General features: G+C 39.6%; 14 protein-coding genes and 1 pseudogene. 9 read left to right on the top strand and 6 right to left on the bottom strand.

The features are described from left to right. Positions 1 to 136 precede the first annotated feature (136 nt). Positions 137 to 1,723 carry a calcium-binding protein gene (locus tag SLP02_RS06540; protein WP_319419850.1) on the bottom strand — a complete coding sequence of 529 codons (1,587 nt, stop codon included), beginning with the start codon at positions 1,721 to 1,723 and terminating at the stop codon, positions 137 to 139. Between SLP02_RS06540 and SLP02_RS06535 the strand changes: the two genes are divergently transcribed. The 3 genes from SLP02_RS06535 to SLP02_RS06525 all read left to right on the top strand — a co-directional run bounded on the left by SLP02_RS06535 (position 1,722) and on the right by SLP02_RS06525 (position 4,609). Further along, the gene (locus SLP02_RS06535) at positions 1,722 to 1,937 is read left to right on the top strand and encodes a hypothetical protein (protein ID WP_319419849.1); all 216 of its coding nucleotides are present in this window, start codon (positions 1,722 to 1,724) and stop codon (positions 1,935 to 1,937) included. The two genes, SLP02_RS06540 and SLP02_RS06535, sit on opposite strands and share 2 nt — an antisense overlap. A gap of 422 nt (positions 1,938 to 2,359) precedes the next feature. Next, positions 2,360 to 3,433 carry a methyltransferase gene (locus tag SLP02_RS06530; RefSeq protein WP_319419848.1) on the top strand — a complete coding sequence of 358 codons (1,074 nt, stop codon included), beginning with the start codon at positions 2,360 to 2,362 and terminating at the stop codon, positions 3,431 to 3,433. A gap of 150 nt (positions 3,434 to 3,583) precedes the next feature. Beyond that, positions 3,584 to 4,609, top strand: coding sequence for a Rieske 2Fe-2S domain-containing protein (locus SLP02_RS06525; protein WP_319419847.1), 1,026 nt, complete (start codon positions 3,584 to 3,586; stop codon positions 4,607 to 4,609). Positions 4,610 to 5,074: 465 nt separating this feature from the next. Here SLP02_RS06525 and SLP02_RS06520 read toward each other — a convergent pair whose 3' ends face one another. Both SLP02_RS06520 and SLP02_RS06515 read right to left on the bottom strand, forming a co-directional pair. Beyond that, on the bottom strand, positions 5,075 to 5,473 hold the full coding sequence (locus SLP02_RS06520; RefSeq protein WP_319419846.1) for a holo-ACP synthase: 399 nt from the start codon (positions 5,471 to 5,473) through the stop codon (positions 5,075 to 5,077). 22 nt (positions 5,474 to 5,495) lie between these two features. Continuing rightward, positions 5,496 to 8,024 (bottom strand): NACHT domain-containing protein, encoded by a 2,529-nt coding sequence (locus SLP02_RS06515; RefSeq protein WP_319419845.1) that lies wholly within the window; start codon positions 8,022 to 8,024, stop codon positions 5,496 to 5,498. Positions 8,025 to 8,915: 891 nt separating this feature from the next. Between SLP02_RS06515 and SLP02_RS06510 the strand changes: the two genes are divergently transcribed. The 4 genes from SLP02_RS06510 to SLP02_RS06495 all read left to right on the top strand — a co-directional run bounded on the left by SLP02_RS06510 (position 8,916) and on the right by SLP02_RS06495 (position 12,947). Then, a complete protein-coding gene (locus SLP02_RS06510; RefSeq protein WP_319419844.1) occupies positions 8,916 to 9,260 on the top strand; it encodes an antibiotic biosynthesis monooxygenase family protein in 345 nt (114 codons plus the stop codon). Between the two features lies 1 nt (position 9,261). Further along, complete coding sequence (locus SLP02_RS06505) at positions 9,262 to 10,320, top strand: methyltransferase (protein ID WP_319419843.1); 1,059 nt, start codon at positions 9,262 to 9,264, stop codon at positions 10,318 to 10,320. A gap of 69 nt (positions 10,321 to 10,389) precedes the next feature. Further along, a complete protein-coding gene (locus tag SLP02_RS06500) occupies positions 10,390 to 11,451 on the top strand; it encodes a methyltransferase (RefSeq protein ID WP_319419842.1) in 1,062 nt (353 codons plus the stop codon). Between the two features lie 152 nt (positions 11,452 to 11,603). Further along, positions 11,604 to 12,947, top strand: a complete 1,344-nt coding sequence (locus tag SLP02_RS06495; protein WP_319419841.1) for a cytochrome P450 — start codon at positions 11,604 to 11,606, stop codon at positions 12,945 to 12,947. 316 nt (positions 12,948 to 13,263) lie between these two features. On the opposite strand, the gene SLP02_RS06490 is transcribed toward SLP02_RS06495, so the two are convergent. Beyond that, positions 13,264 to 14,847, bottom strand: coding sequence for a DVUA0089 family protein (locus tag SLP02_RS06490; protein WP_319419840.1), 1,584 nt, complete (start codon positions 14,845 to 14,847; stop codon positions 13,264 to 13,266). Positions 14,848 to 14,953: 106 nt separating this feature from the next. Between SLP02_RS06490 and SLP02_RS06485 the strand changes: the two genes are divergently transcribed. Both SLP02_RS06485 and SLP02_RS06480 read left to right on the top strand, forming a co-directional pair. Next, positions 14,954 to 15,094, top strand: a complete 141-nt coding sequence (locus SLP02_RS06485) for a hypothetical protein (RefSeq protein ID WP_319419839.1) — start codon at positions 14,954 to 14,956, stop codon at positions 15,092 to 15,094. A gap of 8 nt (positions 15,095 to 15,102) precedes the next feature. Further along, positions 15,103 to 15,246: pseudogene (locus SLP02_RS06480) on the top strand (transposase family protein); the annotation flags it as partial. 85 nt (positions 15,247 to 15,331) lie between these two features. Here SLP02_RS06480 and SLP02_RS06475 read toward each other — a convergent pair. Both SLP02_RS06475 and SLP02_RS06470 read right to left on the bottom strand, forming a co-directional pair. Next, positions 15,332 to 16,036, bottom strand: a complete 705-nt coding sequence (locus SLP02_RS06475; protein ID WP_319419838.1) for a hypothetical protein — start codon at positions 16,034 to 16,036, stop codon at positions 15,332 to 15,334. 136 nt (positions 16,037 to 16,172) lie between these two features. Next, positions 16,173 to 21,956, bottom strand: coding sequence for a translocation/assembly module TamB domain-containing protein (locus tag SLP02_RS06470; RefSeq protein WP_319419837.1), 5,784 nt, complete (start codon positions 21,954 to 21,956; stop codon positions 16,173 to 16,175). Positions 21,957 to 22,069 lie beyond the last annotated feature (113 nt).

Raw genomic sequence — 22,069 nt, 5'->3', positions numbered from 1 at the left:
TACCTCACCCGAAGGGTTGTTCGCCCTGACAAGATGTGTCGCATTCTATTTTCTATTTGGTATTTAAAAAAAAGGTTCTAGCGTGTACTAGAACCTTTTCTCAAAGAGCAAAATTATTCCTAATTAAAATTCAAAACTAGACAAAATCTAATATGTCGATCTCCTGGGCATCTATATCGTACAGTGAAGCCAGTACATCTCCTGTGGAAGACAAACTAATTTCGGTATTGTTATCTTGCTGCGACACTACTAAACAATCAAATTGTAAATGACTATCTAAAGAAAACTTATCTATTCCATCAGAGTAATCAAGAATTTGGTCTATTCCACTATCAGACGCAAGCTCAAATATATCGGCATTATCGCCACCAACCAAGGTATCATGACCTGCTCCACCAGTGAGAATGTCATATCCTTCTCCACCTCGCAGAATATCATTTCCTTTTCCACCCAATAGGGTGTCGTTTCCTTTCCCGCCTACAATTAGGTCGTTTCCAGTACAACCATCAATATAGTTATTCCCGACATCGCCGTACAGGCGATCGTTATTATGGGTAGGATTGGAAATAGGATCGGCGCGGAGAATAGCGAAAGTACCATCTTCGAGTTGAGCTTGAAAAGCAACTTGACCTGAATCGTTCAGTCCATCTTGAACAATCACTAATTCTTCGATTTTGACTCCAGCGACTTCATCTCCTACAGAAGCAACTAGACTGCTTCCCAACTCCGAGGCAACATAAATACCTGCACTGCCGTCGTCTAATTCAGCGTAGAAAGCTACCTCTCCATTGTTGTTAAGAGCAGGTTCAGAATTAAAAAAGCTAAAACGCCCACCATCATCTACTAGTAATTCAGTTTCCCCATAACCATTGAGATAAATACCACGACTACCATCATCTCGCTGGGTTAAAAATGCCGTTGCACCTTCATCATTGATATTTGGGTTGCTAAATAGATCGAACTTTCCCTTACTGTTGGCAACTTCGGTAATTGTTTCCCCATCACCGACAAAAATACCTCGTCCCCCTGCATCTAAACCTGCATTAAATGCTACCTCGTCATTCTCATTAATCGAGGGCGATATGTCTAAAGCTGTTATTGGCCCATCACCACCAATCGTATCTAAACTTACATTAAAGCCACTAAAAATACCGTCAGTCGAAGCAATTTCTGCGATCTGTCCATCGCTCACGGTAGAGATTGTGCTTGTGACTGGAAAATCCACTGGTACATCTAATAGATTCCCTGCAACGTAGACAACCGTACCGCGATTGTTTAAATTAGCACCAGCAAAAGAATTAAATGGTTCGGTACTTTCAATCAAGGTAGATGGTTCTTGTTCGCCGTTGCCAACTTGAATCGAAGCTCTATCCAACTGTATTATTGGTGCGCCATTCTCATCAAAAATCGGTGCGCCATTTTCATCAGTTAAAATGCTCGTTTCATTCTGAATAAAAGCAACTTGCCCCCAGTCGTTAATTGATGGGTCAAAAACAGGCTGAAAAGCTCCCGTATCTAGGAATATTTCGCTATTGTCTACAACAGTTCTACTTTCAAAATTGTCTTGAAAATTATTAGCATAGAAAATACCAGTTGGAGGTAAATCTGAACTGAGAAAACCTTCAAAAGCAATATCACCTTTTGCGTTGATTGCAGGATTAGCAAAAGATGTATAGGGCGGTGCAATAGTATCGGATAGTTGTGTAAAGTTAAAGCTATTCATGGTTGATAAAGATAGAGATATGACAATTATTCGACGCTATTTTATAGCACTATTACAATTTGACTTTAAGACAGTTTATTTAGCTAATAAAAATCTCGAACAGCTTTGGCAAACAAATAATTTTTACGGTATTAAAGTATGTCTAATATTTAGAGCAACTCAAATTATGCCAAGAATATCGGTAATTAAAACTAAAGATCGTCAAAATGTCTAAATGCAGTAGGTAACCATAAATAAAAATTGAGCGGTTAATACCAGTTTTAGATAAAACTTTAGTCTATTTAAAACTGATTTTAGCTGCTTTAATTTAAAGCTTCGTTGAATCATCGCATATCTATCATTTATAAGCAAGGTTTTTGCTCTGGTTTACCTAATATTTATATTCAAACGTCTAATTTTTTTTGAGCTATATCTGAAATTTATAATTCTAGATTTATAAAAGTACTATAAACATTTAAAATAACCATTTTAAATACTATTAATTAACAAGCCGAATCGGATTTATAACAAATAATTTACCAATAGTTTTGGTATAGCTCAATACCCAAGCATAATTTTTTTCAACATAAAAAGAACAAAAGTTGCTAACATCTTCTGCTTTTGTTATACCCATACTTTGATTCACAAATGCTAAATATGGGTAAAGCGACTAAAAAAAATAAAGTGGTTCTGGTCATGCAATTACAGCAAAAGAATGTACAGCCTCGTTTAGACATCAAGGCAAAAATGGCATTGCTACAAATGTCAAGCGGTTACTGGATTTCACAATCGCTTTATGCTGTTGCCAAATTGGGAATTGCAGATTTACTCAAAGACGGTGCGGAAAATTACAAACAACTAGCCAAGATTACAGATACAGATTCTCAATCTCTCTATCGATTATTACGGGCATTAGCAAGCGTGGGCATTTTTGCCGAAGAGGAATCTGGTAATTTTACCCTAACTGAGATCGCCCAAGGACTTCGTAGTGATATTCCAGAATCGATGCGAGACTCAATTCTATTAGGAGGAGAAGAATACTACCACGCTTGGAGTAATTTACTTTATAGCTTAAAAACAGGCGAAAACGCATTTGAGCGAGAGTATGGGATGCCCGTATTTGACTATTACAGTCAAAATGCCGAGTCTGGGGAAGTATTTGATCGCGCCATGGACAATATCTCCGAAGCAATTAAACCTGCTATTGTCAATGGCTATGACTTTTCAGAAATTACAACTTTGGTAGATGTTGGTGGTGGTAACGGTAGTCTAATTGCAGCTATACTCAAAGCCAATCCTCATCTTCAAGGGACTTTGTTCGATCAGCCAGATGCGATCGCTACTGCTGAGTCACTCTTAAACGCCGATCAAATACAAGATCGCTGTGAAACAGTCGAAGGAGATTTTTTTGAGTCTGTACCTAGTGGTGCCGATGCTTATTTTTTAAAATACATACTGCACAATTGGGATGACGACCAGGCGATCGCTATTTTACGCAACTGTTATCAAGCAATGCCAGCCAACGGTAAGCTGCTGATAGTCGAACAGGTTATTCCTCCTGGTAATGAGCCATTTTCGGGCAAACTAATCGATTTACATATGTTGGTAACGTTGGGCGGTCGCGAACGTACCGCAGCCGAATATCAATCGCTTCTAGAAGCATCTGGCTTTAGCTTAAATAAAATTATTCCTACTCGCTCTAACGTCAGCATTATTGAAGGAGTTAAGTAGGGGCGATTCGCCCTTCGGGTTCGACAGTTTGCTTATGTCGGTAAAACCGCCCACCGCAACTGTCTCACGAATCGTCCGTACAGAAGTAGGAAGCGAATAACGAGTCTTCTAATCCCCAAATCCTCAAATATATATATTGGAACGTAAATTATGGAATTTCTCAAAAATTATTGGTATCCTTTAGCTTTATCATCAGAAGTACCCGCCGACAAGCCTTATAGTACTTCACTATTGAATGAACCATTGGTGCTGTTCCGAGACGGAGATAATCAGGTTATTTGTCTTTACGACTCTTGCCCTCATCAAGGTGTTCCTCTATCTCGCGGTCAAGTTAAAAATGGCAACGTAGAATGCCCTTATCACGGCTGGCAATTTGGCGAGGGAGGAGAATGTAAAAAAATTCCCTCAATGGCAGAAGATGCTCCTATGCCCAAAGGTGCTAAATGTAACTTTGCCTATCCTACAGAAGAAAAGCTGGGGGTAGTATGGGTATTTGCTGGCGATCGCGCTGCGATGACACCTTTACGTCTGCCAGAAGGGACAACCGAAGAGGGTTGGAGACACGAAGTAATTATTAAAGAATTAGATGCCTCCCATAAGCTCATGATTGCTGGAGCATTGGATTTTGCTCATTTTCCCTTCCTGCATACCCAAACCATTGCTAAGAAAGAGCAGCGAAATTATTTGCGCCCGTTGGACGTTAGTTTAGAGAAATACGAACACGGGATGAATATGAAGGTGAAAAATCCTGACGGCGAATATAATGATTTTGTCTACTTTTTTGAGCCACCCTGCTTAGTTAAAGTTTTGATTGAACCAAAACCAGGTTGGAAGCTGATTGCTAATGATTACTTTGTTCCACTGACAGAAAACAAAACTAGAATATTTGTCTTTGAGTGTCGCGACTGGCTAGTTTGGAATCCGTTAGTTACCTTTGGACTGAAGAAGAAAGCTAGCAAAATATTGGAAGAAGATTTTCCCATCTTGATGATGCAGCAGGAATGGCACGAAAAAGGTTATGGAGACTGGAAATGTACTGTTAAGGCAGATTTGCTTTCTCTACGCTACCGTCAATGGTACGATCGCCTGGAAAGAGAATTTGCGGCTCAATCTTCTGGTACATCCTTTCAACATTTTGACAAAAGCATAGCTGAAAAAACCCACACGAATGTTTAATGTAGGCGAAGATATAACATTATTAGTGTGAATTAAAACTGTTTAATCTTCTCGTTCTATCTAAATATCTGTAAAAACCAGAATCTAATACTGGGGGCTTAACTCCCCAGACCCAAGGTGCTGTGGGGCGAATGCATTCGCCCCTTTATAAGCGCCGTCCCATTGGGGAGGACACGAGGGGCGAACCTCTTCGCCCCTTTAAGTGCCGTCTGACGTAAAACTTAAAATCTGGTTTCCTCTTTTTCAGAGAATTTCTAAGGGTTCTATAGAAAATTAAATTTATTAGAGTTGAGCTTTATAAAAAATTCTCTTCCCTCATGAATTATTAGTACTTTCAAGAATTAAACTTTTAAAAATTCAATGTACATCAAACGTACTATTTTAAATTAAAAAGGCAACAGCTCGTTTGTGTAAGGGCGAACAGCCCTTACTAAAGGTTTTACATTTGTATCGTTTGCAAATTAATTAAATTCTGTCATTACGCCAAAAAACGACGCTGGCTACAGCTAAAGTTTTCTCGTGGGCGATCGCTATTTCTACATTGATATTTTCTCCCAACTGCTGTCTTAATTTATTCTGAAGCAGCATTTTGGGTTGACCACTATCACGATGTCTAACTTCTAAGTCCAGGTAGTTAAAATCGGGAAAGTTTAAGTTTAATCTATTGGTAGCTTTGATGAAGGCTTGTTTGGCGCACCATAAACCAGCAACAGATAATAAAGGACTTGGCTTGTTGAGGCAATAATTTTGTTCGTAAGCAGAAAATATATCAGTTCGATTTTGGAGCGATCGCAACTGCATTTCTTCGATAAAATATATTTCCTGCTCAATAATAATTAATTGTGAGAATTTGCCTAAGTGCATTTATATTTAATTTATAAAATCGCTAGACAATATAAGCCATGTTTGGTTGCAACATTTGTTGGGTGTCTTGCAGGTTATTTGTTTTGCTTTTAGGAGGCTTTAATAATTGATGCCCAATACTGTCTCTAACTTCAGAACTTACATAGCTACTGTGATCGAGACAATCCAATAACAATATATTAGCCTGAAAATATTGTTGGAGAACTTGTTGCTGCTGAGAATTAAAATTCCATTGATGAGCTATATTACGATACTTCATTGCCATGGAGTTGAGATCGCTAAACCAAGCTTTTCCCTCTTGATGCCACCACAGCCAAAACTGAGTTGCATTTTCTTGAGAAGTAGTAATTTTTTGTTTCATTCTTTGTAATTCTTTAGTTAGCTCTGGCTCAATTTTTATAGCATGACTAATTGCTCGCTTGAGCGAACGTTGCAAAATTAGTGCGGGATTATGTATTGATTCTAAAATGGGCATCAAGTTCAAAAGATTAAATAAGCTCAAATCTAACGCTAAGTCTGCATTGACAGCGATCCCCTCACCAAAGTGGGGATCGAGCTTTAACATTAAAGAAAAGTTAGTGCCGATACTATCTGAAATCTGACCTAATCCCAAACTAAAGTAAAATGCTCGAAATACTTCTTTTTGGCATCCAGTTACTTTTAAACCGCCAGGAACTTTGGCTAGATCGACTCTCTCTTGAGAATGCTCTAATCTGGGAATAATTATCGACTCAGCTTTACAGTTTACCCATTCCAAAAACGCTGCAATCTGGGGACAGCGATCGCCAAAGTCATCGATTTGTTGACTTATTAGGGTAAATAATCGATCTGCTTGAGGTGACATTTCTGCCACCAACAAGAAGATTTCGCGCCATCTCTCGTCTGTTAGGTGGCTAACCAAATGATTTAACATCGCTATAGATACAGCTAAATCGCAGGGAGAAACAAATTCTTTAGCTGTTAAATATTCTTGAAATGCTAAATGAGAAAATGAATAAACCTTTTTGGCTTGTTCTACTAACAAACCATGTTTGGCTTCAATCGATTTGAGAACTTTCTGGGCATCAATTCGGGATATATCTAATTGGCTCAGGTTACTTGCATAGTCGGCAATATAAAATTTTAGCTCTATTTCTTTGAAGAAATATTCTTTGCGCTCAAAAGTTCTGCGAGCAACTTTACAAAGTAATTCTTTTTCTTGTTCTATAGTCAATCCCCCCGCTTGCTCCCTTTCTATCGCCCGCTCTGCATCCCACTGTCTGAGCATGATATCCAAAGCTTCCCCATATATTTCAGCACGGCTAATGGGAAAATCGGCTGATTCTTCAAACACAATGCACAACAGAACCAATAATAGTGGGTTAGTCGCAAACTCTTGAATTGAATTATTCTTGATTACTTTGGCTAGAAAGTCGTAACTTAGTTGAGTATCTTCAGGATCGAACCATTTAACGGCAAAATCTTGAATTTGCTTGGGTTCAAAATCAGCAATTTCTACTTCGGTAAACTGTTCAAAATTGCAGCACTGTACGCCGTGACGACAGCTAATGATGTAATAATTGTGGGGAAACCATTTCGTAAATCTGCGTAAATGCTGGCAAACGACACTACGATTGGAAATTTGGACTTCATCTAGTCCATCGAGAACGATTAGAAATTTGCCTCGATTTAATAACTGTCTAACCAAATTAATTTCTATTTGACAACCTTCAGCTAACTGACTAGATATATAGTCAACCAAATTTAAAGATGATGTGTAAGCTACAAAATCTCTTAAGGGAACAAATATAGGAATGCGATCGCTTTGAAATCCACCTTCAAGACATTGTAAAGTCAAATGTTTTAAAAACATGGTTTTCCCAGAACCAGGCTTACCCAAAACAATTAACTTGGAATAGCATATTGCTGCTTTGTCACCAAGTATTTCTACCTGTTTTGGCTGCTCGTCATTGAACTTAAAATCACAAGACTGAGGATTAACAACAAGCTGAGATAAATGGAGATCGTCAACTTTCAGCCTCCGCCTACCTTTTATTTTTAAGTAGACCTTAGTATCAACATATATATCCTCAGTAAGTTTAGGATAAGACATATCTAATACTCGCATCGTCCCACACATTGACCAAATTCTACCTCTAGCCAAATTCCGAAATTGCTCGACTACAGAGTCAGAGATTGTTTCAACTGCGCCGTTTAAATCTGCACTCATGGATGATGGAATGGGACTAAAGCCATCGCCCTGTCGATCGATATTAACAGCGATCTTGTTATTTTCAGTTACTTCATTACTTATTGCTGTTGGTTTTGGTAATTTTGCTACTTCTGGGGGAAGTTCCGCCACTTCTTGCCAAAGCAGATCGAGTTCTTGACAAATTTTATGGAAATTTTCTCTACCCACAGGTTTACCTGCAAAAAAGTTCTGTACGGTAGAACGGGAAATTTCTAGTTCTGCTGCAAAATCTATTTTTGTAGGAAATCTAAGTATTGCTCGACTAGCCAACTGAATTCCCTCTTTTGAAGCCTTTAAGGATCTCTTGGAAATATGTACCATCTTTTTTGCTGTGGTTAGCTATTTATCTTTAATTATTTGGTTACTTAATCTATCTTAATAATTACACTATTACAGTTTAAAATTCAACAAAATAGCATAGGTAATATATTTTATTTTTATTAAATTTATATATCAAAAATGCTGCTTAATTAACCAAAGAGATTTCTTTCTCCTTCATGAATCATAGTTACCTACAAATACTTAAACAGTCTGTTTAAACACAGTAATTATTGCTGAAAAAAGTTAGGTTCTATTTCAAATTTAGATTTATGTTCTATTACGTACATAAGCCTATGTCCTATTGCGTACATAAAGAAAATCTTGCCATAAAACTCTGTTTACCAATAGCTTAAATTAAGATTATCACATTTAACTATCATAAGCTAGCAACAGTATTTAGCGATTTAATCTTATCTATTATTTTCCCTGTAGCCTTTATCTTGCAAATTTTACCAGCTTCATAGGCTGTTGGCTTGCATTTTTTACCAGCTTATGATTTTTAAATCGCGATCGCTTTTATCATGTACATAAAAATACAAATGTATTTTGACAAGCTACTAATTTGTAAGCAATAAAATATCAGGTTTAAATATTATATTTATGTCTTTGAACAAAACTCAAACAGAATTTAAACATAAAGACTCGATTATTTATACATGATGAAAGTTGTTGTATGCCAAACTCAAGTCAGAGATTACTCCGCTTTAAACGGACGAAGCCTGATGGACGGCTGAAGTGCTAGATACACGCTCTAGCATCGCCTCCTTCTCAAACAGTTGGTCAATACATTTAAATAATTTCTGGGCATTTTATTAGTAAATCATTGACTAATGATTATGAACCAAAAAAATGTCCCTCGATCTAAATCTATTAGTTATCCGAAAAAATATAATGAGTGTAATTTCATCAGAATCAAAAACTACAATTTCTCTAGACGCAGACTTAGTTACTTTAGTTAACGTTTTCAAGGTCAAGCCAGAGAATCAGCAGCAGTTAGTAGATATGCTAGTCGATGCCACTGAAGAAACTATGGGGAAACTACCAGGGTTTATAAGTGCCAACATTCATAAAAGCTTAGATGGGGAATGGGTAACAAACTATGCCCAATGGAAAAGCGTTGAAGACTTCCGTGGCATTTTCCAAAATCCCGAAGCTCGAGAACATATGCCTAAGATAGGTGCGATCGCTGAATCTTCTCCCGTACTCTACGAAGTTTGCTACACCAAAAACGCATAATATGACTACAAACCAACAGACCAAACCACCGAAAGAGAAGGGAATGCCACCGCAGATCATGATTCTGCAAATGATGAATGCTTACCGTCTTTCCCAGAGCATTTCAGTAGCAGCGCAGCTTGGTATTGCCGATTTATTAAAAGATAAGCCCAAAAGCGTCGCTGAATTAGCAGAAGAAACTTCAACCCATCCTCAATCCCTATATAGGCTATTAAGAACCTTAGCTAGCTTTGAAATTTTTCAAGAATTAGACGATCGCACTTTTAAGTTGACCCCCAGAGCATCTTTACTAAAGTCTGATGCTCCTGGTTCACTAAACGGCTATGCTAGAGTCATGGGGACTCCATGGCATTGGCAGATGTGGCAAGATGTTTTGCACAGCGTCAAAACTGGTGGTTCGGCATTTGAAAAGATACATGGCATGGATTTTGAAGAATATTATCAACAAAATCCTGATGTAGCCCAAGACTTTGATGCAGCTATGAAGGGAGCTTTAACTCTAAGCGATCGCTCTATCTTAGGAGGCTATGATTTTTCTAATTTTAAACAGGTGGTGGATATTGCCACAGGTGGTCAAGGAGATGGCGAACTGATTGCCTCTATCCTGCGTAAAAATCAGGACTTGAAGGGGATTCATTTTGATACTGCATCCCGCATATCTAAAGCCGAAGCGGTAGCTGAAGAGAATTCTTTAGGCGATCGCTGCGAACTAATAGCTGGTGACTTTTGGCAGTCTGTTCCTGACCAAGCAGATGCCTATCTAGTCAAAAATTTGATTCACGATTATGACGATGCCAAGGCTGGTCAGATTTTGAGCAACATACATCAAGCCATAGCCAGTGACGGTAAGCTTTTAGTCGTGGAGATGATTGTACCTCCAGGCAATGAACCATCCTTAGCCAAAATCTTGGACGTGGAAGCAATGATTATGACTCCAGGCGCGATCGAACGCACTGCCGAAGAATACAAGGAACTATTTGCCCAGTCTGGTTTTGAAGTGAAGCGAATTATTCCCACCAAGTCGCCAATGAGCATTATTGAAGCTGTACCAATTCCGTAGGGGCGGTTTTGAAACCGCCCTTACAGAATGATGTGTGTGTATAAAAAATAATTTTAATTGGAGCAAAACATGACAACTACGACTAGTACTCCCAAGGCAAGACAGCCTAGCGCATTGTCCCATGTACCACCTGCGATCGCCATGTTACGTTTTTTGGGCGGGTTTCGTATCGCCAGAATCATTTATGTGGTAGCCGAGTTAGGCATTGCCGATTTATTGGTCGATGGGGCAAAAACCAGCGCAGAATTGGCAGAGGCTACCCAAACCCACGAATCATCTCTTTACCGAGTATTGCGATCGCTTGCAAGTGTCGGCATATTTGCCCAAGACGATGACGGTAAGTTTAAACTAACTCCTTCTGCTGAATATTTAGCTGGTGACACCCCAGGTTCACTTCGCGATGCGATTAAATTCCTCGGACAAGACTGGCATTGGCAGGTATGGGGAGAACTTCCCTACAGTATTAAGACTGGAAAGCCAGCATTCGATCGCCTTTTTGGACAGGGTTTGTTTGAATATTATTTAAATCCCGAAGCAGCCGAAACTGCCAGCAATTCTAAAGTTAGTATTTCTAGTCGCGCCTCTAATTCTTTAATGGATAACTACGATTTTTCTAGCACATCTACATTAGTAGAACTAGGAATCTTTGCCGGTGCGGGAAGTACAATTATTCCCTTGCTCAAAGCTTATCCAGAAATGAAGGGAATCTTATTAGACTTTGAAAGTGCGATCGCTGTTGCTCAACCCGCGATCGAGCAAGCTGGGCTAACAGAACGCTGTCAGCTAGTTTCAGGCAACTGTGTCGAGACAGTTCCTAGTGGGGGTGACACCTACATTTTGATGTTCGTTATTCATAATTGGGACGATGAACAAGCAATAAAAATTCTTCAGAACTGTCGCGAAGCGATGACAGACACAGGAAAGCTTTTACTAGTAGAAATGATTATGCCTGAAGGTAATGAACCTTTTGTGGGTAAATTAATCGATCTAGAATCTCTACTGACTACTCCAGGGGGGCGCGAACGCAAAGAAGATGAATATCGGGATTTGTTAGTCAAAGCAGGTTTTAAAATTGCCCGAATCATTCCCACCCAAACAGCAAACAGCATTATTGAAGCTGTACCTGTTTGATACATTTACTTCAATTTACATTAATCGGTATTGATAAAGCTAATAGCGGTGAGACCCCGCGTCGCCTCACCGCTATTAGCTTGTAGCTTTTAACCAAGAATGAGGGTAACTTTTATTACCGCTCGTGTAAAAATTAATAAATACAACTATAAATGGTATTACAACAAAGATCGCAGCTAAAATCCGCCGAAGAAATGCCAGGAAGTTTTGGTGGTTCTAAAGGCGAAACCAAAGAACTCTTTGCTGGAGAGGAAATGTTTTATCGCCAGCGTTTTCAGCGTCATGGTTCAGTTTTCAAATCACGCATATTTGGGAAAAAGTTTGCTTTTTTGATCGGCACCCAAGCCAATAAATTAGTGTTGATGGATCAAGCAGATCATCTGTCGGCAGAACAAGGTTGGATATTTCTCAAACCGATTTTTGGTAGCGGGGTACTGCTTCAAGATGGCAAAAGACATAAAGCCATTCGTCGCCTGATCCATCCTGCAATGCACGGACAGGCACTTAATAATTATTTTGATACCATCCATCTGCTTGCCGAGAATTTCCTACAAGAAAAAGCCACTGAAGGAATTTTACCCGCGATCGACGCTTTTACAGAATTTTCCCTAACCGTAGCACTTCAGCTAGTTTTGGGTACAGAAACAAAAGCCGAGTTTGCAGAATCTCTTCAATACTTTCTAACTATGTTGGTTGGGCGTAGAGCAAAATTACATCTGGACTTACCCTTTACTATTTATGGGCGTTCTCAGTCAGCGCGTCGTAAACTGAAAACATTTTTACAGCAAAAAATAGCCACTCGCAGACAAAATGGCGATCTCAAAGAGTCTCAAGACTTTTTAGGCTTATTCTTGGCTTCTGTTACCGAAGATGGCGATCCATTAAGCGATACGGAAATTATCGACCAGTTATTGATGGTTTTGTTTGCAGGACACGAAAACCCTGCCGTCTTAATTTCTTGGTTACTGTTGGAACTAAATGCTAATCCCGAATGGAAAGAACGTTTGCTTAACGAACAAAAAGAGGTTGTCGGCGATGAACCTTTGCATCTATCTCATTTAAAACAGTTTACTAACCTGGGTTATGCTCTTAAAGAAGTAGAAAGACTTTATCCTCCAGTACAAAATATATCTCGCGGTGTAGTCAAAGATATTGAGTACGATGGCTATCGTATTCCTGCTGGCTGGATGGTGGATGTATCTCCCATGCTGACTCACCGCTTACCAGAAATATATGCCAACCCAGATTCTTTCGATCCAGATCGTTTTGCCCCTCCCCGCGAAGAAGACAAACAGCATCCCTTTTCCCTAGTTGGTTTTGGAGGCGGTTCTCATGTGTGTCTGGGTTATCAGTTCGCCCAGATGGAAATGAAAATATTTATGTCTTTGCTACTGCGTCACTATGACTGGCAAATAACTCCTGAAAAAAGTGCGATCGCGCCCGTGTACGAACCTTCCAAAATACAAGACCAGCTAGAAATAAAACTACACCAGTAGACGTGGGCGTAAATAAATCCAGCATTAGTAGATCTTAGAAGCCTTACAATTAGATACTAGACCTCTTGCATAAGTCCGATAAGCCTTGATCGAGTTTAGGGACTCGGTAAAAAGGATTAATTTTGATTTCTAATTTATTTTTGCAGGAGGTCTAATATAAAAAAATAAACCCTCGACCATATCCTAAAAAACTTTTGCAAGAGTTCTAATAAGTAAGAATTGTGTGTAGAGGCATTTCGTGAAACGCTCTCATCAAGATTTATGTATCTAAATCCTGTTCTATTGGAAGTTGCTTAAATTCTCAGAAAAAAAGTGTTTAAGCAAAAGCAAAGTCGTCGCCGTTTAAACTTAAGTCTGAAGGTGAAACCCCTTGCACGATAGCAATTAGGTCATCTTCAAAACTTATTGCCGTTCCTGGGGGAAGTGCAGCAGGGGACGCTCCCAAACTAAACGCAGAAACCGCTTCTATTTCACTAGAGTCAGCTTCAACTCCAGTTAAGTCGATGGTATAATTTCCAGTCGAACCTCCATTGCCTGTGAAACCATCTAGAGGAGAGCCAGTTGGATCGTTATCAAAGCTAGAAATAGCTAAGAAGTAAGTGCCAGGAGTTAGCGGAGCGAAATCATCTGAAATTGTCGATTGAAGCCCTCCATCATCGTCGTTTTCCAGCACCGAAAAGCCATCTCCATCAAACAGAAACAACTGAGTATCAAAATCAGCCCCACCGACGGTAGTAGCAGAAAAATTCCCCCCGCCAGTTATGTCGATTTGGAACAGATCGACATCATTTTCAGAAGCAATAGTTCCTGTAATTCTATCTAGCGCCTCAGTTCCACCAGAAATTACTTGGGCAGTAGCAAGACTCTGACCCGCATCATCAATTTCAGTAGCCACATTATTGGTAGAGTTGAAAGCTTCTGGAAGTTGAATAGTGTCTTGGCTTTCAAAATCAGTAATTAAAGCAAAGTCATCATTTCCTTCGCCCAGGTAATAGACGCGATCGCCTTCTCCTAAAACAAAAGTGTCATTTTCAGCACCACCGTCTAGAGTATCGAGTTCGCCACTACCAAACCCGAAAGCACCAACAAAAGGATCGACACCAATCAGCGTATCGTTTCCGCTCCCCCCAGACAGCGAATCATCACCTGCACCACCAATAACTTCATCTGCACCATTGCCTCCAGCTACGGTATCATTATTCGTACCGCCAAAGACGGTATCATTGCCAGCCCCGCCTTCAACTAAATCGTCTCCAGCATCACCATTAAGGGCATCGTTACCACCGTCACCAAATATGTCATCGTTGCCAGCACCTCCAAAAGCGCGGTCATTGTCGCCGCCGCCAGAAATAATATCTGCGTCATTTCCACCGTTGAGAATGTCTTGTCCGCCATTGCCATTGATGATGTCATTGCCAGCTTCTCCAGAGATTCGATCGCCCCCTTGGTTTCCGCTGATCAGATCGCTACCGCCACCACCATTAATCACGTCAACTCCACCGCCACCTTTGATGTCGTCGTTGCCTGCGTCACCAAAGATTTGGTCATTTCCCGCCTCACCGTCAATAAAGTCGTTTCCTCCTCCAGCCACAATCAAGTCAGCCCCAGAGCCGCCAAAAATGCGATCGCTGCCAGACAGAGCAATCACAATATCGTTGCCATCCAGGGCAAAAATTTGGTCGCTCTGGGGGGTTCCAGTGAGAAGATCGTCCTCTAATGTCCCAACAATTCGACCAGGGCTAGGACGGGGTGTAAGGTCTACAACAGCAGATTCTATTTGCCGAACCTCGTCAGTAGAAATTATGTCATTTGTCAGTAGCCCCTCTTGCAGGTCTTCAAATAAGTCGATTGCAGGTACTGAAAGCTCGGTTAAGTTAGTATTTGCTAAATTTTCCTTCATCTTTTTTGAATCCTTTTTATAAGCACTTAAATTGAGGTGTTATTAGTATGTTACTAAAGCTTAGAAAAATTTATCCTAAAGATTGGTTAAGTTTTATAGTATTTTTGTGACAACTACAATTACATTTGCGATCCCGACTCGGGAATCGAACCTGGCACGCCCAAAGCGCGATATTGCCGATGATTGGTCACGTCCTCAATGTAGTGCTAGTGCAGAAAAATCGCAGTTTGAACCATACCAAGAGTAGTCAATTAAGCAGACAAAGGATATTAAGGAATCGCTAAAATTTATCTTCTGAGCCAAACTCCAATCAAGAAGCAAAAAGTTAAAAAAATAACCAAAGAACAAAAACAATATAATCGTCAATTAAATCGATTAAGAATTGCCGTTGAACATATTATTTGAATTTCTGACCTCTGACCTCTGGCAAAAAACCTCATTCTTAACCAATATTTCTGATTCGTGTAAGAGGTCTAATAGTTCTCTACAGATTCAAAATATCAATTCGCAGATCTAAGGTTTTTGCCCATTCACCCAGATAATAAAGTAAACCATAGATAAACATCACCATGCCAACCATCTCCATCAACTCCTCAACCGTAGCAACTAAAGCATAGGTCAAATGTTGTTGTCCTTGTAATTCAGCAAAATAACTACCCACCATTTCCATAACTAATGCACCACCAATATAGACACAGGCTGCGGACACAAAGTGTTTTTTAGTTTTTGGTGGTAAATGGCGCACGAATCTAATGTAGCGTCTGGCAAACCAGGCAACAAAAACCATCCCAGGAATAACCCATAGGGAATGAAGAAACCAAGGAAGATGGAGATCATCGCTGAGTTGAGGAATAATGAGAATCTCGTGAATACTCACTAATTCATCGATCGCCATCCAGAAAAAAATTAAGGATAATAACTGCCAGTCTTTAGTATAGCGATCGCCCTGTTCTTTTTTGCCTGTGGCAATAATCTTGAGCAAAATTGAGCAAAAGCCAATCATAAAAGTAGAAAACCAGCTTGGGAAATTTAACTCTCTATCTAGATTCCACAGACTCATCCAATCCTGACGATAGTCGAAAACATACTTGGCAATTTGAATTCCCGTGCTTACAACAGTAAAGAAAACAACTGCGATCATTAAATACCTAACAACTGCGCCAGGAGAAAGAGAAAGTTTAATCTGCATTCGACTATATTGAAAGTGGATTAAATCGATATTAAACTATCTCTCTACTAGATTCCGAAATTGGTTTAGTCTCTAAGCAAGAATATAAAAGCCACGAATATTTTCAGTAGTCTCGGACTGTAAATTAACAACGTCATTAAAAACTTTTTTGGTACTCCACCCTGACTTCGTTAAATGTGTAATTGTAGGTAGAACGCAGCGATGAATTTCGATTAATGTTATAAATACCTTCTAAATTGGGATACAGAGTTAAATAATCTAAACCAATTTTTTTACCCAATTTTACTGTTGTATCATCTATTTTGTATAACACGTTGTTTAAGAGAGGAGTAACTATAAACGTGTTCACTCCCATATTAAATAATTGCGATTGACTATCGTTGCCTTGACCCAAATTGCTAGCAAAATCTATGAATCGACCGCTCAACAAACTGACAATTTCTCCTTGACTCAGAGAAGGAATGCTCGTCAATTGTACTGCTGGAGAATTAATTAAGTTGCGATCGCCACCCGTTAGGGACACGTTGTTAAAACATTTTGTTAATTGATTTAGTTCTGTTTGACTATAGTATTTTTTGTTTTCAACTAAAGGAGCATCGTTAGGACGAACAGTACTAGTACTACAGTCGGTGCTGTTCTCAGCCAAGTTTGGTAATATTTCTGCGGTTTCGCCATCAATTACCAAACTAATTCTAATAGTTTCGCTGTCATTACCTTGTGAAAGTGGATCGTCTATTTCATTAGAGTTAGCATCAACTGAACGTAAACTATTAAATTGTTGTTGCTTAATATCTTCAACTTCGGTTACTAAAATAATATCAAGGGCAGGATCGAATACTCCAGCACCTGGGGTAAAAATTATCGTATTTTCTCGACTACGATCTAAATCAAATTTATTGCTAAATAAGTTTACGTCGGCGCGAGTCAACGTTAAAGTTCCTTTGGGAATAATGTTACTCGGTTTATCAACCGTACCATTAAGAGTTAAACCACCATCGAGTTTGAATTCATATACAGGATTTTGTTCAAAGCTGAAGTCTTTGAGGTTGACCTTGAGGTTGTTTAGGGCGGTAACAAAACCAGAGGATTTAGCAGCAGTGGGTTGTTGATTATTTCCTTGAGTAGACAGTGCCTTTGCGCCTGAAACCGTATTGCTAACCTTGCTTTTGGTTAATTGAACGGTTTCCTCTTGGGTAGGAGCTTCCGTTTTAGGAAGAGATACCTTACCATCTTCTAAAGTAACTTTTCCGCCTATTACAGGTTCTAAAGATGCTCCTGTAACTGTAACTTTGCCTTCGACTCCGCCTTTATATAACTTTCTAATATCAATATCGCCTTCGGGAAGATTGATAGTTAGGGGCTTGTCTAAGTTATTAACTGCGGTAAGAATCGGTAGCTTACCCGTAACGGATAAATCTTTTTGGGCAAAGGTAGCGTCTAAATTCTCAACGTTAACTATCTGATTATTTATGGTAATTTTACCTGTACCGACAAATGGTTCAGTAAAGAAAGGCGTTTCTACCGCGACATTAGCATCTTTGAGGTTAACTACTCCTTTGGCATCCAAATCATAAATGATGCCTTTTTTGTTTAAGTCTAGGCGGGCATTAGCATTTAATTTGGCATTTCCATCGCCACCAATCCAGTTTAAGTAATTCTGGCTAAAGGCACCTAAAAAGACAAATGCTTCTTTGTCTACATCGGCTTTAGCTGTAAGGCGATCGCTTTTACCAGGGATAATCGGATAGGGGACGCTGGCTTCTACGCGAATTGATTCAGGTGCAGTAGTATTAAATGCTAGTTTGCTACCGTCGTAGTCAAAATCTCCCGCTAGCTTTTCAGGTAAGACGTTGCCGTTAAACGCTCCATCTGTAAAAGCAACTTTTCCTGCTAGCTGAGGATTTTTAGGCGTGCCTTTAATTGTGCCTGTGGCATTAATTTCTCCTGCTATATCCACGGGAATCTTAACAAAATTACCAATATTATCTACGGTTAAATTGTTGACCGCAAATGTAGCATCTTCTTGTCCTGGAGATAGCTTACCTTTTAAAGATAAAACCGCTTCTTGCACCTGTATTTTTGCTTCATCTAAATCTACCGTTGTTCCTAGTAGATTTCCTGCGACTGACAGTTTGGGTATATCTATAGCTTGCGACTCTTCGATCACTAGACCCAAAGGAGGAACTATATTGGGATAGGCTGGAATGGTTTGCCACTGCCAGTTATCTCCTTCTACGTTAAAGTTTGCTTTAGGTGTTTGAATCGTTCCGCCTAAAGTTATTTGCCCCACATATTTACCCTCAATATTTAATTCTGTAGGAACATTGCCTGTTTCTTTTGCGGCTGCATTTGCCTGAATTTTTTTATTTACATTACGTAACTGATTTAGTTTACGGGCGATTGATTGATCGACGGTTTCTTTATCTGGGGCAGGTTTAACCACAGCAGCTTCACCATAATCGGGAATATTAAATAAGTCGGTCACGTCTGCAATCGTAAACCAGCGCAGAGTAGTCAAAGCATCTTGAATGTAAGCTTGGGGAATATCTAACTTCCCGTCAATTGCCCCCGACTTTAGATTTAAAGCAGCGTTGAGGTTGTATTGACTTTTGCCTAACTCCAGAGAAGAATTTGTTAACTTAGCAATATTTTTAGCTGGATCGTAGTCGAAATTAGCATCAAGCTGTTTTGCCTGAATATAGCCTACCCCTGGCTTATTAATTGCAATATTACCTTTGGTTGCTAAGGTATAAAGATTGAGAGCAATTTTCCCTGAAGTTTTACCCTGCAAAGCCCCGTCAATTCCTGCTGCTTTAGCGGGGGCAAGATTGAGTAAGGCGAGGGGGAAATTATTAATATCTAGAGAAAATATATCACCGTTGCGATCGCCTGTAGCGATTACTGGGTTATCTGTATCTTCTCCCTGACGTAATTCTAAGCTATTAGGTAAGTAGGGCAGTTTACAGTCACTAGCGGTACAGGGAACAGCACTAGCAGCAATTACATCCTGTTCACCTTTAAGATTAAGAGCGATTTCCTTACCTGTCTCGACATTAACTCTACCCGCCATCACAGGATCGAAGGCAATGTCATTAAAGGCGAAATTCTGTAACTGTAAATCTCCTGTTAGATTAATATTGCCTGGAACGCTAGGGGCAGAAATTAGCTGTTTTCCTTGAAATTGTCCGTTAAAAGCGGCTTTTCCCGCAACATTGACGTTTTCAGCAATCAACTGATCATTTTGGCTAGCAGCAGCAATTACCTGATCGATAGGTAGCCGATCAAAGTCGAGGTTAGCCCGAACATCAAGGTTAGTCTTGGCAATGTCTAAATTACTGGTAACGTTGGACAGGGTTAAATTCCCCTTGGCATCAATATTTTGCGCGCCAGAATTAGCGGTAAAGTTGTTTATCGCCACAGGAACATTAATATCTTTGTTGAGTACAGGCTTGATGTCTCCTGACAAATCCGCCTGGGCATTTACGTTATCTAGTTCTACCGAAGTAAACTTTTTAGGGGCAAACTTATTTATCAGTAATTGAGAATTAACATCCGTCGCGTTGACGTTTGCCTGCCACTGGTTGTTTTGGAGACTTGCGATCGCTTTTACTGTGCCGTCAGCCACACCTAAATCCGCATTAACACGGGCATCTACAGTACTTAAGTCAGGGTTTTTGGCAAAGGTTAATAGCTGTTTTAATTCCCCAGAAGCCCTCACCTGACTAGATCTTATGTTGGCGGGAATTGGTAAATTAGGGACAATGCGGTTTAAGTTAATCTGACTGGTGTTAGCATTTGCCAGAACTCTACCTGAATCTATCTGACTATTAACCGCTACTGCTTCGCCATCAACGCTTAAATTTAAATCTGCATCGGCTTTAACACTACTTAAATTAGGGTTATCTTTAAATGCCAGCAATTGTTTCAATTTACCAGAGGCATTTACTGTCCCTGACTGCACAGAGGCAGCAACAGGTAAACTAGTTACAAAACGATCTAGCTGGATATTATTAGTAACTGCCTTAGCTTTGACATTACCCGAATTTAGCTGACTGTTGACTACAACATCGCCACCGTCAACATTTAAGTTTAAATCAGCCGTACCGTTAATCTTCTCTAAATCAAGCCGATCTAATCTGCCATTAAAATTAGCTTTAGCGGTATTAACCGCCACGGGACGATTTAAGTTCAGGTTAGGGTTCTTAACCTGTGCCAGAAAAGGCGTTAAATTCAGTGAGTTGGCATCTAAGCTTGCTTGCCACTGCTTATTGTCTAAATTAGCATCCGCCTCTACATCGACCTTGCCATCACCATAGGTAATTTCCGTATCCCGCAGAGATAATTTATTGTTGGCAAAAGCTAGTTCTCCCGATCCTGCAATATCCTCTAAATTATTGACGTTGGCTTGGGGTATACTCCAGTTAACTAGGGCATTAGGATTATCTACCGTGCCGTTTACCTGTCCTTTTGCCCTAAGATTACCCACTGCAACTTTTTCAGGCAGTTGATAATAAGGGGTAACTAATTCCTGAGTTGGTAAATTTGCTTGAAAACTAAAATCCAAAGGCATTTTAATTGCGTCTATAGCCTTATTGTTTTCTAAAGCCTGTCTCAGATTTGTTTCAATCGTACCTTTAGCGGTAACGTTCCCTCCCGCCACAGGATTTATCTGTACATTGTTTAGAACAACCTGATCTAGATTAGCCTGGAAGTCAGCATTTATTTGTTTAAAGGAAGTTTTATCTATTCTTACAGGTTGAGTATTATTAATATTTCCCATCAGTTGAGGATCTTTAATCGCACCCCGCACTTTAACCTGTGCTTCTACTTCTCCTGCTAAATCGACAGGTACTTGTTTAATAAGATTACTAGGTATACTAGCTAACTGAAAAGGCAAGACATTTAAGTTCAGGTTATAGCCACTATCTAAGTTAACCTTTCCTCCTACCTGGGCAGTAATGTCACCCAGACTAGCTTGAGTTTGCTTAACATCAGCATTACGACCACTAAAGTTTAGTTTAGATTCTGCTGAAACAGGGGCATTTAAATCGGTAGCTTTCCCCTCCACGTTTTGCAGATTGACCATTCCTTTGACGTTGGCGGTATTAATCTCTGACCAGGAAGGAATATTAATATCTAAGTTGGCATTAAGTAAACCGCTGTTAAGTTTTACAGGGGAATTAGGTAAAAGAGTAGCAACATCAGCTAAAGCTAAGTCTTTAACCAGCACTTTTGTATCGGTTGTGACAGTTTTTAACTTAGTTTCACCTTTTATAGTCGCTTTTGCCTTTTCAATTCCTGCATCTAAATCATAAGTCAGAATTTCTTGCTTTTGATTAAATCTTCCGCTACCGTCTAGCTGCGCCTTGAGAGGATTTTGCTTGTAAGGTACGGCGGTAATGTCGGCTTGGTCAACATCTAAATCCACATCAAAATAAATTGGGAGCTTTTTTTTATCTTTATTGAGAAAATCTAGATTAATCCATTGCCCATCCTTGTCTTGTTCCAAATAAATATTAGGGTGAATTAAAGCCACGTCTATAGGCAAGGTACGGCGAAATAAAACAGGAAAGATATTAAATCCGACCTTAACCCCCTCTACTTCTACTTTGTCAGGATCGCTAGCAGTAGCAGGAATAACCGTTTTGCCAAACTCTATTCCACCCAGAGAAAAGCCTTTAACTTCACCCAAGTCAATGGGACGTTGAATAAACTTACCAATTTGACTTTCTAGAAACGGCGGTAATTTCTTTTTAACTAACACTTGCGTCCCCCAATAGCCTAAACTACCAAAAGCTGCGATCGCAATTGCCCCTGTTGCTACTTTTTTTGGGGATGATTTTAGTTTATATATCAATCGCTTCACGGGATTTGGCTTTTCGGGTTCGGGATTAGGAGGTTGGTCAATAGATTTAGTCATTTTTTAATTTTAAATGCTGGTATGGCTACGACACCAGAAATACAAACAAGTAACAATAAACAATAGTTGGAGCAGTTTAAGTTGAATAAAATAAGTCAATAAACTAACTTGAT

The sequence above is a fragment of the Pleurocapsa sp. FMAR1 genome (genome assembly GCF_963665995.1).
In the GTDB taxonomy this organism is placed as follows: Bacteria; Cyanobacteriota; Cyanobacteriia; order Cyanobacteriales; family Xenococcaceae; genus Waterburya.
The sequence above is the reverse complement of the archived record's forward strand: the minus strand, read 5'-3'. Positions and strand labels throughout refer to the sequence as shown.

Bases quoted from the DNA above. Each gene is read 5' to 3' on its own strand.
- SLP02_RS06495 (WP_319419841.1), top strand. From the start codon at position 11,604: ATGGTATTACAACAAAGATCGCAGCTAAAATCCGCCGAAGAAATGCCA.
- SLP02_RS06490 (WP_319419840.1), bottom strand. From the start codon at position 14,847: ATGAAGGAAAATTTAGCAAATACTAACTTAACCGAGCTTTCAGTACCT.
- SLP02_RS06505 (WP_319419843.1), top strand. From the start codon at position 9,262: ATGACTACAAACCAACAGACCAAACCACCGAAAGAGAAGGGAATGCCA.
- SLP02_RS06520 (WP_319419846.1), bottom strand. From the start codon at position 5,473: ATGCACTTAGGCAAATTCTCACAATTAATTATTATTGAGCAGGAAATA.
- SLP02_RS06470 (WP_319419837.1), bottom strand. From the start codon at position 21,956: ATGACTAAATCTATTGACCAACCTCCTAATCCCGAACCCGAAAAGCCA.
- SLP02_RS06515 (WP_319419845.1), bottom strand. From the start codon at position 8,024: ATGGTACATATTTCCAAGAGATCCTTAAAGGCTTCAAAAGAGGGAATT.
- SLP02_RS06475 (WP_319419838.1), bottom strand. From the start codon at position 16,036: ATGCAGATTAAACTTTCTCTTTCTCCTGGCGCAGTTGTTAGGTATTTA.
- SLP02_RS06530 (WP_319419848.1), top strand. From the start codon at position 2,360: ATGGGTAAAGCGACTAAAAAAAATAAAGTGGTTCTGGTCATGCAATTA.
- SLP02_RS06525 (WP_319419847.1), top strand. From the start codon at position 3,584: ATGGAATTTCTCAAAAATTATTGGTATCCTTTAGCTTTATCATCAGAA.
- SLP02_RS06500 (WP_319419842.1), top strand. From the start codon at position 10,390: ATGACAACTACGACTAGTACTCCCAAGGCAAGACAGCCTAGCGCATTG.
- SLP02_RS06540 (WP_319419850.1), bottom strand. From the start codon at position 1,723: ATGAATAGCTTTAACTTTACACAACTATCCGATACTATTGCACCGCCC.
- SLP02_RS06535 (WP_319419849.1), top strand. From the start codon at position 1,722: ATGGTTGATAAAGATAGAGATATGACAATTATTCGACGCTATTTTATA.
- SLP02_RS06510 (WP_319419844.1), top strand. From the start codon at position 8,916: ATGAGTGTAATTTCATCAGAATCAAAAACTACAATTTCTCTAGACGCA.